Annotated in this window: 11 protein-coding genes; 3 read left to right on the forward strand and 8 right to left on the reverse strand. The window is 70.7% G+C overall.

Features of this window, described 5'->3' with window-relative positions:
- Positions 1-34 precede the first annotated feature (34 nt).
- From pgl to tkt, 5 genes are read right to left on the reverse strand one after another with little or no spacing between them, the layout of a single operon-like run.
- The gene (gene pgl, locus ABZ823_RS12725) at positions 35-817 is read right to left on the reverse strand and encodes a 6-phosphogluconolactonase (protein WP_361657822.1); all 783 of its coding nucleotides are present in this window, start codon (positions 815-817) and stop codon (positions 35-37) included.
- Entirely contained in the window at positions 814-1,878 is a 1,065-nt protein-coding gene (gene opcA, locus ABZ823_RS12730; RefSeq protein ID WP_361657824.1) for a glucose-6-phosphate dehydrogenase assembly protein OpcA, read from the reverse strand. The genes pgl and opcA overlap by 4 nt, the downstream gene beginning before the upstream one ends.
- On the reverse strand, positions 1,875-3,407 hold the full coding sequence (zwf, locus tag ABZ823_RS12735) for a glucose-6-phosphate dehydrogenase (protein WP_361657827.1): 1,533 nt from the start codon (positions 3,405-3,407) through the stop codon (positions 1,875-1,877). Before zwf ends, opcA begins: the two co-directional genes overlap by 4 nt.
- Before the next feature lie 4 nt (positions 3,408-3,411).
- Complete coding sequence (tal, locus tag ABZ823_RS12740) at positions 3,412-4,530, reverse strand: transaldolase (RefSeq protein ID WP_361657830.1); 1,119 nt, start codon at positions 4,528-4,530, stop codon at positions 3,412-3,414.
- Between the two features lie 34 nt (positions 4,531-4,564).
- On the reverse strand, positions 4,565-6,652 hold the full coding sequence (gene tkt, locus ABZ823_RS12745; RefSeq protein ID WP_361657832.1) for a transketolase: 2,088 nt from the start codon (positions 6,650-6,652) through the stop codon (positions 4,565-4,567).
- A gap of 399 nt (positions 6,653-7,051) precedes the next feature.
- On the opposite strand from tkt, the gene ABZ823_RS12750 reads away from it, so the two are divergent.
- From ABZ823_RS12750 to ABZ823_RS12760, 3 genes are all read left to right on the forward strand, one after another.
- Entirely contained in the window at positions 7,052-8,005 is a 954-nt protein-coding gene (locus ABZ823_RS12750) for a heme o synthase (protein ID WP_361658204.1), read from the forward strand.
- A 94-nt stretch (positions 8,006-8,099) separates the two neighbouring features.
- On the forward strand, positions 8,100-8,456 hold the full coding sequence (locus tag ABZ823_RS12755; protein ID WP_361657835.1) for a hypothetical protein: 357 nt from the start codon (positions 8,100-8,102) through the stop codon (positions 8,454-8,456).
- A 68-nt stretch (positions 8,457-8,524) separates the two neighbouring features.
- On the forward strand, positions 8,525-9,631 hold the full coding sequence (locus tag ABZ823_RS12760) for an amidohydrolase family protein (protein WP_361657838.1): 1,107 nt from the start codon (positions 8,525-8,527) through the stop codon (positions 9,629-9,631).
- A gap of 101 nt (positions 9,632-9,732) precedes the next feature.
- Here ABZ823_RS12760 and ABZ823_RS12765 read toward each other — a convergent pair whose 3' ends face one another.
- The 3 genes from ABZ823_RS12765 to ABZ823_RS12775 all read right to left on the reverse strand — a co-directional run bounded on the left by ABZ823_RS12765 (position 9,733) and on the right by ABZ823_RS12775 (position 12,695).
- Positions 9,733-10,740: a COX15/CtaA family protein gene (locus ABZ823_RS12765; RefSeq protein WP_361657841.1), complete on the reverse strand. Its 1,008-nt coding sequence runs from the start codon at positions 10,738-10,740 to the stop codon at positions 9,733-9,735.
- A gap of 80 nt (positions 10,741-10,820) precedes the next feature.
- The gene (locus tag ABZ823_RS12770) at positions 10,821-11,591 is read right to left on the reverse strand and encodes an ABC transporter permease (RefSeq protein WP_361657844.1); all 771 of its coding nucleotides are present in this window, start codon (positions 11,589-11,591) and stop codon (positions 10,821-10,823) included.
- A gap of 180 nt (positions 11,592-11,771) precedes the next feature.
- Positions 11,772-12,695 (reverse strand): ABC transporter ATP-binding protein, encoded by a 924-nt coding sequence (locus ABZ823_RS12775; protein ID WP_361657847.1) that lies wholly within the window; start codon positions 12,693-12,695, stop codon positions 11,772-11,774.
- Between the last annotated feature and the right edge of the window lie 43 nt (positions 12,696-12,738).

Genomic DNA, 12,738 nt, shown 5'->3' on the forward strand with positions numbered 1-12,738 from the left:
GGGCCCGTCCGGCGTGCGACGACGACCGCGCCGGTCAGGGGGACGCCGGCGGGTACAGCGATCTCGGCAGCTGGGAAGCCGCCGCCGCGTCCAGCAGCCACAGCGTGCGCGACCTGCCGCGCGCCCCGGCCGCCGGAGCCTGGATCTCGCCCGCGCCCGACAGCGCGATCGCCACGGCCTGCGCCTTGTCCTCGCCGGCCGCCAGCAGCCACACCTCACGGGCGGAGCGGATCGCCGGCAGCGTGAGGGTGATCCGGGTCGGCGGCGGCTTCGGTGCGCCGTGCACACCGACCACCGTCCGCTCGGTCTCCCGCACCGCGGGCATTTCAGGGAAGAGCGAGGCCACATGGGTGTCCGGGCCGACGCCCAGCATCAGGACGTCGAAGGTGGGCACCGAGCCATGGTTCTCGGGCCCTGCCGCCCGGGCCAGCTCCGCCGCGTACGCCTCGGCCGCCGCTTCCACGTCGGCCCCGTACGGGCCGTCCGACGCGGGCATGGGGTGCACGCGCTTAGGGTCCAGCGGGACGGCGTCGAGCAGCGCCTCGCGCGCCTGGGTGTAGTTGCGCTCCGGGTCGCCCTCCGGCAGGTAGCGCTCGTCGCCCCACCACAGGTCGAGCCGGCCCCAGTCGATGGCGTCCCGGGCGGGCGCGGCGGCGAGCGCGGCGAGCAGGCCGTTGCCGTTGCGGCCGCCGGTGAGCACCACCGACGCGGAGCCCCGCGAGGCCTGCGCGTCCACGATCTTGGTGATCAGCCGGGCCGCCGCGGCCTGGGCCATCAGCTCCTTGTCGCGGTGGACGACGAGTTGGGGAGTGCTCATTTCGCTGCCGCCTTCTTCGCCGGAGCCTTCTTGGCGGCCTTCTGCGCGGGTGCCTTGGCGGCGGTCTCCACGGGTGCCTCGACCGCCACGGCGCCTTCGGCCGCCCCGGCTTCCCCGGCCGGGGCCGGTTCGGCCGCGGTGGCCAGCCGGTGCACGCCGTACCGCAGCGCCGACGCATAGATGTCGTCCGGGTCGAGCCGGCGCAGCTCCTCCGCGATCAGTTCGGAGGTGTCGCGGCGCTTCAGCGCCACCGCGCGGTCCGGCTGCCCTTCGATGGAGAGCGTGGCCAGCGAGCCGTCGGCCCGGTCCAGGGCGATCGCGCCGCAGCTCGTGTCCAGCCGGACGGCCGTGAGCCCGGGGCCGGAGGACAGGGACCGCTTGACGGGGACGTCCAGCCGGTCCGCGAGCCACATCGCGAGCAGCTCACAGCTCGGGTTGAACTCCTCGCCCTCCACCTCGACGGCCCCGACCTCGCAGGTGACCTGGTCGAGGGCGGCGGCCAGCATCGAGCGCCAGGGCGTGATGCGGGTCCAGGACAGGTCGGTGTCGCCGGGCGTGTAGGCGTCGGCGCGGGCGCTGAGCTCCCGCACCGGCGCCTCGGCCGTGTAGGTGTCCGTGACCCGGCGCTGCGCGAGCGCGCCGAGCGGGTCGTTGGCCGGGTCGAGCGGGGCGTTCACCGGCCACCACACGACCACGGGCGCGTCCGGCAGCAGCAGCGGCAGGACCACCGAGTCGGCGTGCTCGACCACCTCGCCGTACAGCCGCAGGACGACCGTCTCACCGGTGCCCGCCTCGGCGCCCACCCGTACCTCGGCGTCCAGGCGTGAGGACGTGCGGTCGCGCGGGGAACGCGACACGCGCTTGATGACCACCAGCGTGCGCGAGGGGTGTTCGCGGGACGCGTCGTTGGCGGCCTTCAGGGCGTCGTAGGCGTTCTCCTCGTCGGTGACGATGACCAGCGTGAGGACCATGCCGACGGCGGGGGTGCCGATCGCGCGGCGGCCCTGCACCAGCGCCTTGTTGATCTTGCTGGCCGTGGTGTCCGTGAGGTCTATCTTCATGGGCGGCGCCAGCTCCGTCCGTCTCGTTGCAGCATCTTGTCGGCCTCGACGGGCCCCCAGGTGCCGGCCGGATACTGCGCGGGCTTGCCGTGTTTCTCCCAGTACTCCTCGATCGGGTCGAGGATCTTCCAGGACAGCTCGACCTCCTCGGTACGCGGGAACAGGTTCGCGTCGCCGAGCAGCACGTCCAGGATCAGACGCTCGTAGGCCTCCGGGCTGGACTCCGTGAAGGACTCGCCGTAGGCGAAGTCCATGGACACGTCCCGGATCTCCATCGAGGTGCCCGGCACCTTGGAACCGAAGCGGACGGTGACGCCCTCGTCGGGCTGGACGCGGATGACGATCGCGTTCTGCCCGAGTTCCTCGGTGGCGGTGGTGTCGAAGGGGGAGTGCGGGGCGCGCTGGAAGACGACCGCGATCTCGGTGACCCGGCGGCCGAGCCGCTTGCCGGTGCGCAGGTAGAAGGGGACGCCCGCCCAGCGGCGGTTGTCGACCTCCAGCTTGATGGCCGCGTAGGTGTCGGTCTTCGAGTGCGGGTCGATGCCCTCCTCCTGGAGGTACCCGATGACCTTCTCACCGCCCTGCCAGCCGGCCGTGTACTGCGCGAACACGGAGTCTTGGCCGAGGTCCCTGGGCAGCCGGACGGCCCCGAGGACCTTGGTCTTCTCGGCGGCGAGCGCGTCCGCGCCGAAGGAGGAGGGCTCCTCCATGGCGGTCAGCGCCATCAGCTGCAGCAGGTGGTTCTGGATGACGTCGCGGGCGGCGCCGATGCCGTCGTAGTAGCCGGCGCGGCCGCCGATGCCGATGTCCTCGGCCATGGTGATCTGTACGTGGTCCACGAAGGACCGGTTCCAGACCGGCTCGAACAACTGGTTGGCGAAGCGCAGCGCCAGGATGTTCTGAACGGTCTCCTTGCCCAGGTAGTGGTCGATGCGGAAGACCTGGTCCGGAGCGAAGACCTCGTGCACGATCGCGTTGAGCTCCTCGGCCGACTTCAGGTCGTGGCCGAAGGGCTTCTCGATGACCGCCCGGCGCCAGGAGCCTTCCTTGGGGTCGGCCAGGCCGTGCTTCTTGAGCTGCTGGATGACCACCGGGAAGGACCGCGGCGGCACCGAGAGGTAGAAGGCGAAGTTGCCTCCCGTGCCCTGGGCCTTGTCCAGCTCGTCGATGGTGGCGCGCAGCCGCTCGAACGCGTCGTCGTCGTCGAAGGTGCCCTGGACGAACCGCATGCCCTGGATGAGCTGCTGCCAGACCTCTTCGCGGAAGGGAGTGCGGGCGTGCTCCTTGACCGCGTCGTGGACCTCGTTCGCGAAGTCCTCGTCCTTCCATTCGCGGCGGGCGAAGCCGACGAGCGAGAAGCCCGGCGGCAGCAGGCCGCGGTTGGCCAGGTCGTAAACCGCAGGCATCAGCTTTTTACGTGACAAATCGCCCGTAACGCCGAAGATGACCAGGCCCGACGGCCCCGCGACACGCGGGAGCCGTCGGTCCGCGGCGTCACGAAGCGGGTTCGCTCCGTGTGCGGATGTCAAGATCTCAGCCCTCCGAGGGGGCGAGGCGCTCGAGCTCCGCCTCCGTCGACTTCAGAAGGTCGTTCCAGGAGGCCTCGAACTTCTCGACGCCCTCGTCCTCCAGGAGCTGGACCACCTCGTTGTACGAGATCCCGAGCTTCTCGACCGCGTCCAGGTCGGCGCGCGCCTGCTCGTAGCTGCCGGCGATGGTGTTGCCGCGGATCTCGCCGTGGTCCTCGGTGGCCAGCAGCGTGGCCTCCGGCATGGTGTTCACCGTGTTTGGTGCCACCAGTTCCTCGACGTACATGGTGTCCTTGTAGGCCGGGTCCTTGACGCCGGTGGAGGCCCACAGCGGACGCTGTTTGTTGGCCTGCGCCTTGTCCAGGGCGGCCCAGCGGTCGCTGCTGAACACCTCCTCGTAGGCCTGGTAGGCGAGCCGCGCGTTCGCGATGGCCGCCTTGCCGCGCAGGGCCTTGGCCTCGGGAGTGCCGAGCGCGTCGATCCGCTTGTCGACCTCGGTGTCCACACGGGACACGAAGAAGGACGCCACCGAGTGGATCTTGGACAGGTCCAGGCCGCGCTCCTTGGCCTTCTCCAGGCCGGTCAGGTACGCGTCCATGACCTTGCGGTAGCGGTCCAGCGAGAAGATCAGCGTGACGTTGACGCTGATGCCGTTGGCGATCGTCTCGGTGATGGCCGGGAGACCCGCCTCGGTGGCCGGGATCTTGATGAACGCGTTCGGCCGGTCGACCAGCCAGGCCAGCTGCCTGGCCTCGGCGACGGTGGCCCGGGTGTTGTGGGCCAGACGCGGGTCTACCTCGATCGACACACGCCCGTCCAGACCCTGCGTGGCGTCGAACACCGGGCGCAGGATGTCGGCGGCGTCCCTGACGTCCGCCGTGGTGATCATGCGGACCGCCTCTTCGACGGTGACCTTGCGGGCGGCGAGGTCGGTGAGCTGCTGCTCATAGCCGTCGCCCGACGAGATCGCCTTCTGGAAGATCGTCGGGTTCGTGGTGACGCCCACCACGTGCTGCTGGTCGATCAGTTCGGCGAGATTGCCGGACGTGATCCGCTTGCGCGACAGGTCGTCCAGCCAGATCGCGACGCCTTCATCGGAGAGGCGCTTGAGTGCGTCTGTCATGGAAAATGCATCTCCTACGTGTCGTATATGAGCGTCAGCGCTGGGCTGCGGCGATCGATTCCCGGGCGGCGGATGCGACGTTCTCGGGAGTGAAACCGAACTCACGGAAGAGCACCTTGCCGTCGGCCGAAGCACCGAAGTGCTCCAGGGAAACGATGCGGCCCGCGTCCCCGACGAAACGGTGCCAGGTGAGACCGATCCCGGCCTCCACCGCGACCCGTGCCTTCACCGACGGCGGCAGGACGCTGTCCCGGTACCCCTGGTCCTGCTCCTCGAACCACTCCACGGACGGCATCGAAACGACCCGCGTCGGGATGCCCTCGGCCTGGAGCTGCTCACGGGCCTCGACGGCCACGTGCACCTCGGAGCCGGTGGCGATCAGGATCACCTGGGGCTCGCCGCCCTCGGCCTCGAACAGGACGTAACCACCGCGCACGGTGCCCTCGTTGGGCTCGTACGTGGGCACGCCCTGACGGGTCAGCGCGAGACCGTGCGGGGCGCCCTTGCCGTACTCCTTCGTCCAGCGGCGCATGATCTCGCGCCAGGCGATGGCCGTCTCGTTGGCGTCGGCAGGACGCACGACGTTCAGGCCCGGGATGGCGCGCAGGCTGGCCAGGTGCTCGATCGGCTGGTGGGTCGGGCCGTCCTCGCCCAGACCGATGGAGTCGTGCGTCCACACGTACGTCACCGGCAGGTGCATCAGGGCCGACAGACGGACCGCGTTGCGCATGTAGTCGGAGAACACCAGGAAGGTGCCGCCGTAGACGCGGGTGTTGCCGTGCTGGGTGATGCCGTTCATCTCCGCGGCCATGGAGTGCTCGCGGATACCGAAGTGGATCGTGCGCCCGTACGGGTTCGCCCCCGGCAGCGGGTTGTCCGCCGGCAGGAAGGAGCTGTTCTTGTCGATGGTGGTGTTGTTGGAGCCGGCCAGGTCGGCCGAGCCGCCCCACAGCTCGGGGACGACCGCGCCGAGGGCCTGGAGCACCTTGCCGGAGGCGGCGCGGGTGGCCACCGCCTTGCCCTCCTCGAAGACCGGGAGCTTCTCCTCCCAGCCGGTGGGCAGTTCCCCCTTGCTGATGCGGTCGAACTCGGAGGCGCGCTCCGGGTTGCCCGTCCGCCACTCCTGGAGGCTCTTCTCCCACTCGGCCTTGGCCTCACGCCCCCGCTCCAGCGCCTTGCGGGTGTGCGCCAGGACCTCGTCCGCGACATCGAAGTGCTTCTCGGGGTCGAAGCCGAGGACGCGCTTGGTGGCCGCGACCTCCTCCTCGCCCAGCGCCGAGCCGTGCGCGGCCTCGGTGTTCTGGGCGTGCGGGGCGGGCCAGGCGATGATCGAGCGCATCGCGATGAAGGACGGCCGGTCGGTGACCTTCTTGGCCTCCTGGATCGCGTCGTAGATCGCGTGCGGGTCCAGGTCGCCGTCCGGCTTCGGCGCCACGCGCTGCACGTGCCAGCCGTAGGCCTCGTACCGCTTGGCCGTGTCCTCGGAGACCGCGGTCTCCGTGTCGCCCTCGATCGAGATGTGGTTGTCGTCCCACAGCAGGATCAGGTTGCCGAGCTTCTGGTGACCGGCCAGCGAGGACGCCTCCGCGGAGATGCCCTCCTGGAGACAGCCGTCACCGGCGATGCAGTAGATGAAGTGGTCGAAGGGCGAAGCGCCCTGCGGGGCGTCCGGGTCGAACAGACCGCGCTCGTAACGGGAGGCCATCGCCATGCCCACCGCGTTGGCCACACCCTGGCCCAGCGGGCCGGTGGTCGTCTCCACACCCTTGGTGTGCCCGTACTCCGGGTGGCCCGGGGTCTTCGAGCCCCAGGTGCGGAACGCCTTCAGATCGTCCAGCTCCAGGCCGAAACCGGCCAGGTAGAGCTGGGTGTAGAGGGTCAGGGACGAGTGGCCGGCTGACAGCACGAAACGGTCGCGCCCCACCCACTCGGGATCCGCCGGATCGTGGCGCATCACCTTCTGGAAGAGGGTGTAGGCGGCCGGAGCCAGGCTCATCGCCGTACCCGGATGGCCGTTGCCGACCTTCTGTACGGCATCGGCGGCCAGGACACGGGCGGTGTCCACGGCCCGCTGGTCCAACTCGGTCCACTCGAGGTCTGTGGTGGTCGGCTTGGTGCTCACCCTGAGTCAGGGCTCCTCTCCACATGTCGAATGCCGGTGCGCTTGGCGCCCACCGGCCGCTGCTGAGCCTACCCCCGTGAGTACGTGCGTCTTTTCGAGTCATTCCAGACTGCCGGGAGTCACCCCGATCCGCCTCCCGACCGGCCGGAACGGTATTCGGCAAATGAATACGGGGCCGCTCATCCGAATGCTCAGTCGAGCGGTCCCCGGCTCGTGCTTTCCCGCCTTTCCCTGCGTCCGGCGGACGGGCCCCACAGCTCACGCGCGCACCGGGCGGCGGCGCCAACACGACCCACCCCCGCGAAGGGCGGGCTTGGGGCAACGTCTAAAGTTGCGGAGGTACGCGCGAGCCTTTACCGCTACTTCACAGCCGGGCTCGCTGGGATGTCTCTGTCAGGGGTGTACGTGACGGCCGTCGAATCCCGTCCGCCGGGAGTGCTCGAAGTGAGCAGCAGCCGGGGCCAGCGGCCGTTTGGGGCCCGTGTCAAGGCGTTCGTGGCGCTGACCAAGCCGCGGATCATCGAGCTGCTGCTGATCACCACCGTCCCGGTGATGTTCCTCGCCCAGCAGGGCGTGCCGAGCCTGAGACTTGTGCTGCTCACCTGCATCGGCGGCTATCTCTCCGCGGGCGGCGCCAACGCGCTGAACATGTACATCGACCGTGACATCGACGCGCTCATGGAGCGCACGTCCCAGCGTCCCCTGGTGACCGGCATGGTCAGCCCCCGTGAGTGCCTGGCCTTCGGCATCACGCTGGCGGTCGTCTCGACGCTGCTGTTCGGTTTCACCGTCAACTGGCTGTCCGCGTGGCTGTCGCTCGGAGCGCTGCTCTTCTACGTCGTCGTCTACACGATGATCCTCAAAAGGCGTACGTCGCAGAACATCGTCTGGGGCGGCATCGCGGGCTGTCTCCCGGTTCTCATCGGCTGGTCATCCGTCACCGACTCGCTTTCGTGGGCGCCGGTCATCCTCTTCCTCGTCATGTTCTTCTGGACGCCGCCGCACTACTGGCCGCTGTCCATGAAGGTGAAGGAGGACTACGCGCGCGTGGGCGTGCCGATGCTGCCGGTCATCGCCTCCAACAAGGTGGTCGCCCGGCAGATCGTGATCTACAGCTGGGTGATGGTCGCGGTCTCGCTGCTGCTCACCCCGCTCGGCTACACGGGATGGTTCTACACGGCGGTCGCCCTCGCGGCCGGCGGCTGGTGGCTGTGGGAGGCGCACGCGCTCCAGAACCGCGCGAAGGCGGAGGCGACGGGCGTGAAGCTGAAGGAGATGCGGCTGTTCCACTGGTCCATCACCTACGTCTCGCTGCTGTTCGTCGCGGTCGCCGTGGATCCGTTCCTGCGCTAGCGCCTGCTGCGGACAACCGACGGGAGGGGTGCGTGGCCAAGGCCACGCACCCCTCCCGTCGCCGTTTGATCTACCCGTCGGTAGCATCCTGGCTATGGCAGACACGCAGCAGGTTGACGAGGCCACCGACGCCAAGCGGGCCGCCAAGGCCGAGCGCAGGGCGGCCCGGCTCGCCAAGGAGATCGACGCCTTCGCCAAGGCGCACGGCGGTGCCGAGGGCCAGGTGGCGTACATCGGGGAGCGCGGCGCCCGGATCGTGCTCGTCGGCGAGGACGGCGGCTGGGGCGACCTCGTCGCACCGACGTACGACATCGCCGAGAAGGCGGTGCAGAAGGCCGGAATCACCGTCCACGAGACCTTCGACGGTGAGTTCGCGGGCAAGGTGAAGACCGGCCCGTACGAGTGGACGCGGATGGCGGGAATCCAGGTGGGCGGCAAGCGCACCGCCTGAGAGCAACACCTCACGCCGGTTCACCCGTTAGGACCTTAGGAGGCACGGTCCAGTCGCGGGGAGTCCGGATGATCGAAACGCCGTCCCTGGTGGACCAGTACTGCCACGGCGTGCTCCGTACCGAGCTGGGCCTCGGCACGTTCGAGGCCCACCTCGCGCGCACCGAGGGCCCGCCCGCCGCCGGCACCACCCTCTTCGACACCCAGACCGGTTTCGCCGTACGCCGCTGGTGTCCGCCGCTGCTCGGCCTGGAGCCGCACTGCCCGCCCGCCCGCTACCTCGCCCGGCGCCGCGAACTCGGCGTCCTGGAGGCAGGCCGCAGACTGCTGCGGGGCAGCGGCATCACCACCTATCTCGTCGACACCGGGCTGCCCGGCGATCTGACCGGGCCCCCCGAGATGGCCTCCGCGGGGGACGCCGAGGCGCACGAGATCGTCCGTCTGGAGCTGCTTGCCGAACAAGTGGCCGACACCTCCGGCACGGTCGAGGCATTTCTCGCCAATCTCGCCGAGTCGATCCACGGGGCGGCGGCGCATGCGGTGGCGTTCACGTCCCTGGCGGGCGTACGGCACGGTCTGGCGCTCGCGCCGGAGCCGCCGGGGCCGGGGGAGGTGCGGGGCGCCGCCGGCCGCTGGCTCGCGGGGCGCCGGGTGGGCGGCGCCCTGTCGGACCCGGTCCTGCTCCGCCATCTGCTGTGGAGCGCGGTGGCCTCGGGCCGCCCCCTCCAGCTCCACGCGGGCCTCGGCGAGCCGGGCCTGCGCATCGACCGCACCGACCCGGTCCTGCTCACCGACTTCGTACGTGCCACGGCCGGACTCGGCACGGACCTGGTGCTGCTGCACGGCTATCCGTACCACCGGCACGCGGCGCATCTGGCCGGGGTGTTCCCGCATGTGTACGCCGACCTGGGTGCAGCCCTCGCCCGCACGGGCGCCCGTGCCGCCGCCGTCCTCGCGGAACTCCTGGAACTGGCCCCCTTCGGCAAACTCCTCTTCTCCAGCGGTGCCCACGGCCTGCCCGAGCTGCATCTGATCGGCGCCCGCCTGTTCCGCGAGGCACTCTCCCGGGTGCTCGGCGGGTGGGTCTCCGAGGGCGCCTGGTCGCTGGAGGACGCGCAGCGGGTGGCGGGGATGGTCGCGGCGGGGAACGCCCGGCGGGTGTACGGGCTGACGTGACCCGTGCGCGCGTCAGGCGGGGTGTACAGCCGGACGTGCCGGTTCGCGCGCCAGTGGTGGGGCCACAGCAGCGAGTGTGGAACGGCTCCCGGGCCCCCGGGTCACGCCGCCGTGAGCGCGGACTTTGCCGAGGGGCCCGGAAGACCCGCCGTCACCTCGGGGCGCTCGCGCAGCGACAGCAGCACCCGCAGCACCCCGATCCACACCAGGCAGGACCCGAACATGTGCAGCCCCACCAGCAGCTCGGGGAGATGCGTGAAGTACTGCACATAGCCGATCACGCCTTGGCCCAGCAGGATCAGGAACAGATCACGGGCCCGGTGCAGCGGCCCCTTGGGCGCGTCCACCGCCTTGAGGACGAACCACAGCGCGAAGGTCAGCGTCACCACGATCCAGGCCAGCACCGCGTGCAGCTTGGCGACGGACTCCCAGTCGACATCGATGCGCGCGACCTCCCGTGAGTCGCCCGCGTGCGGGCCCGCGCCCGTGACCACCGTGCCCACCGCGATCAGCAGGACCGCGGCGACCACGAGGAACCACACCAGCTGCTGCACGGCCTTGCCGACCAGCGGGCGGGGCTCCCCCTCTCCCTCCCGGGTGCGCTGCCACATGACCGCGGCAACCGTGATCAGGGCGGTGGAGAGCAGGAAGTGAGCGGCGACGGTGTACGGGTTGAGACCGACGAGGACCACGATGCCGCCGAGGACCGCGTTGCTCATGACGATCCAGAACTGCGCCCAGCCGAGCCGGGTGAGGTCCCGTCGCCACGGCTTGCGGGAGCGGGCGGCGACGATCGCCCAGCCGACCGCCGCGCACAGCACGTACGTCAGCATGCGGTTGCCGAACTCGATGGCCCCGTGCACGCCCATGGCGCTGGTCGTGGTCAGCGAGTCGTCCGTGCACTGCGGCCAGGTCGGGCAGCCGAGCCCGGAGCCGGTCAGGCGTACGGCACCGCCGGTGACCACGATGACCACCGACATGACGAGCGCGGCGAGCGCCGCCCGCCGGACCGTCCCGGGCTTCGGGGTCCAGCGTGCGGCGATGAAGGCGAGCGGGTTGCGCACGGCCGCTACGGCATCGGCGCGGGTCACGTTTGGCACGCCCCTCATCGTAGGGGGCCGCTTGTGCACGCTTTCACTAGGGGTGCGCCCGCGGGAGCGGGCGCATCACCGCCCACCGCCTCCGGGCGTCACTCCCAGCGGAAGAACCGGCCGGCCGCGGCCAGCCCGGCGACGGCCCACACGGCGAGGATGCCCAGGTCGCCCCACGGCGTGCCCGCCCCGTGCTGGAGCACCTCCCGCAGGCCGTCCGACAGGGCGGAGATCGGGAGCACTCCCAGCACGTCCTGGGCCCCGGAGGGGAACTTGTCCAGCGGCACGATCACCCCACCGCCGACGAGCAGCAGCAGGAAGACCAGGTTGGCGGCGGCCAGGGTCGCCTCCGCCTTCAGCGTGCCCGCCATCAGCAGGCCGAGCCCGGAGAAGGCCGCTGTACCGAGGAGCAGCAGCAACAGCACGGCGAAGGGATTGCCGTGCGGCGACCAGCCCAGCGCGAAGGCGATGACCGTCAGCAGGACCACCTGAAGGACCTCGGTCACCAGGACGGAGGCCGTCTTTGCGGTCATCAGCCCCCAGCGGGGCAGCGGCGAGGCGCCGAGCCGCTTCAGTACGCCGTACCGGCGCTCGAACCCCGTCGCGATGGCCTGCCCCGTGAACGCGGTCGACATCACGGCGAGCGCGAGGACGCCGGGGGCGAGGAAGTCGACGGCCTTGCCTGCGCCGGTGTCCACGACGTCGACGGAGCTGAAGAGGACCAGCAGCAGCGTCGGGATGACGACCGTCAGGAGCAGCTGCTCGCCGTTGCGCAGCAGCATCCTCGTCTCGAGCGCGGCCTGCGCGGCGATCATCCGCGGCAGCGGCGCGGCGCCGGGCTTGGGCGTGTACGTGCCGACGGCGGTCATGACTGCGACTCCTTACCGGTCGGCTCCAGGCTGTGTTCTCCCGGGGGACGACCCCCGGACCCCCGGCCGAAGGCCGCGCGTGCCGCCGTCATGAGCGCAACTCCTTACCGGTCGGCTCCAGGCTGTGTTCTCCCGGGGGACGACCCCCGGACCCCCGGCCGAAGGCCGCGCGTGCCGCCGTCATGAGCGCAACTCCTTACCGGTCAGCTCCAGGAAGACGTCCTCGAGGGTGTGCCGTTCGACGGAGATCCGGTCCGGCATCACTCCGTGCTGGGCACACCAGGAGGTGACCGTGGCGAGCAGCTGCGGGTCGACCTTGCCGACGACGCGGTACGCACCCGGCGTCAGCTCCGCCGCCGTGCAGTCCGCCGGGAGGGCCTTGAGCAGGGACCCGACATCGAGGCCCGGGCGGCCGGTGAAGCGCAGCGTGTTCTCCGCGCCGCCGCGGCACAGCTCCTCCGGGGAGCCCTGGGCGATGACCCGGCCGGCGTCGATGATCGCGACGTCGTCGGCGAGCTGCTCGGCCTCGTCCATGAAGTGGGTCGTCAGGATCACGGAGACGCCGTCGGATCGCAGATCGCGCACGAGGTCCCAGGTGGCCCGGCGGGCCTGCGGGTCCAGGCCGGCGGTGGGCTCGTCGAGGAAGACCAGTTCCGGGCGGCCCACCACGGCCATCGCGAGCGCGAGCCGCTGCTGCTGGCCGCCCGACAGCCGCCGGTACGTCGTCCGTCCGCAGCTGCCGAGACCGAGCCGCTCGATGAGCGCGTCCACATCCAGGGGGTGTGCGTGCAGCTTCGCGATGTGGCGGAGCATCTCGTCGGCGCGGGCGCCTGCGTAGACGCCGCCGGACTGGAGCATCACGCCGATGCGGGGCCGCAGCGCGGCGGCCTCGCGGACCGGGTCGAGGCCAAGGACCCGCACCGTTCCGGAGTCCGGCTTGCGGTACCCCTCGCAGGTCTCGACAGTGGTCGTCTTGCCCGCCCCGTTGGGTCCGAGTACGGCGGTGACACCCGGCCGGGCCACCAGGTCGAGGCCGTTCACCGCGGTCTTCGTGCCGTACCGCTTCACCAGGGACTGCACCTGGATGACCGGCTCACTTCGCATGGGCAGAGTCTAGGTAGCCGCGCCGGACTCCGGACCGGGGGGT

The organism is Streptomyces sp. NPDC047079 (genome assembly GCF_040643755.1).
Taxonomy (GTDB): Bacteria; Actinomycetota; Actinomycetes; order Streptomycetales; family Streptomycetaceae; genus Streptomyces.

Coding starts and splice junctions, on each gene's coding strand:
- pgl (WP_361657822.1), bottom strand. CDS start 817: ATGAGCACTCCCCAACTCGTCGTCCACCGCGACAAGGAGCTGATGGCC.
- opcA (WP_361657824.1), bottom strand. CDS start 1,878: ATGAAGATAGACCTCACGGACACCACGGCCAGCAAGATCAACAAGGCG.
- tal (WP_361657830.1), bottom strand. CDS start 4,530: ATGACAGACGCACTCAAGCGCCTCTCCGATGAAGGCGTCGCGATCTGG.
- ABZ823_RS12755 (WP_361657835.1), top strand. CDS start 8,100: ATGGCAGACACGCAGCAGGTTGACGAGGCCACCGACGCCAAGCGGGCC.
- ABZ823_RS12760 (WP_361657838.1), top strand. CDS start 8,525: ATGATCGAAACGCCGTCCCTGGTGGACCAGTACTGCCACGGCGTGCTC.
- ABZ823_RS12765 (WP_361657841.1), bottom strand. CDS start 10,740: ATGAGGGGCGTGCCAAACGTGACCCGCGCCGATGCCGTAGCGGCCGTG.
- ABZ823_RS12770 (WP_361657844.1), bottom strand. CDS start 11,591: ATGACCGCCGTCGGCACGTACACGCCCAAGCCCGGCGCCGCGCCGCTG.
- ABZ823_RS12775 (WP_361657847.1), bottom strand. CDS start 12,695: ATGCGAAGTGAGCCGGTCATCCAGGTGCAGTCCCTGGTGAAGCGGTAC.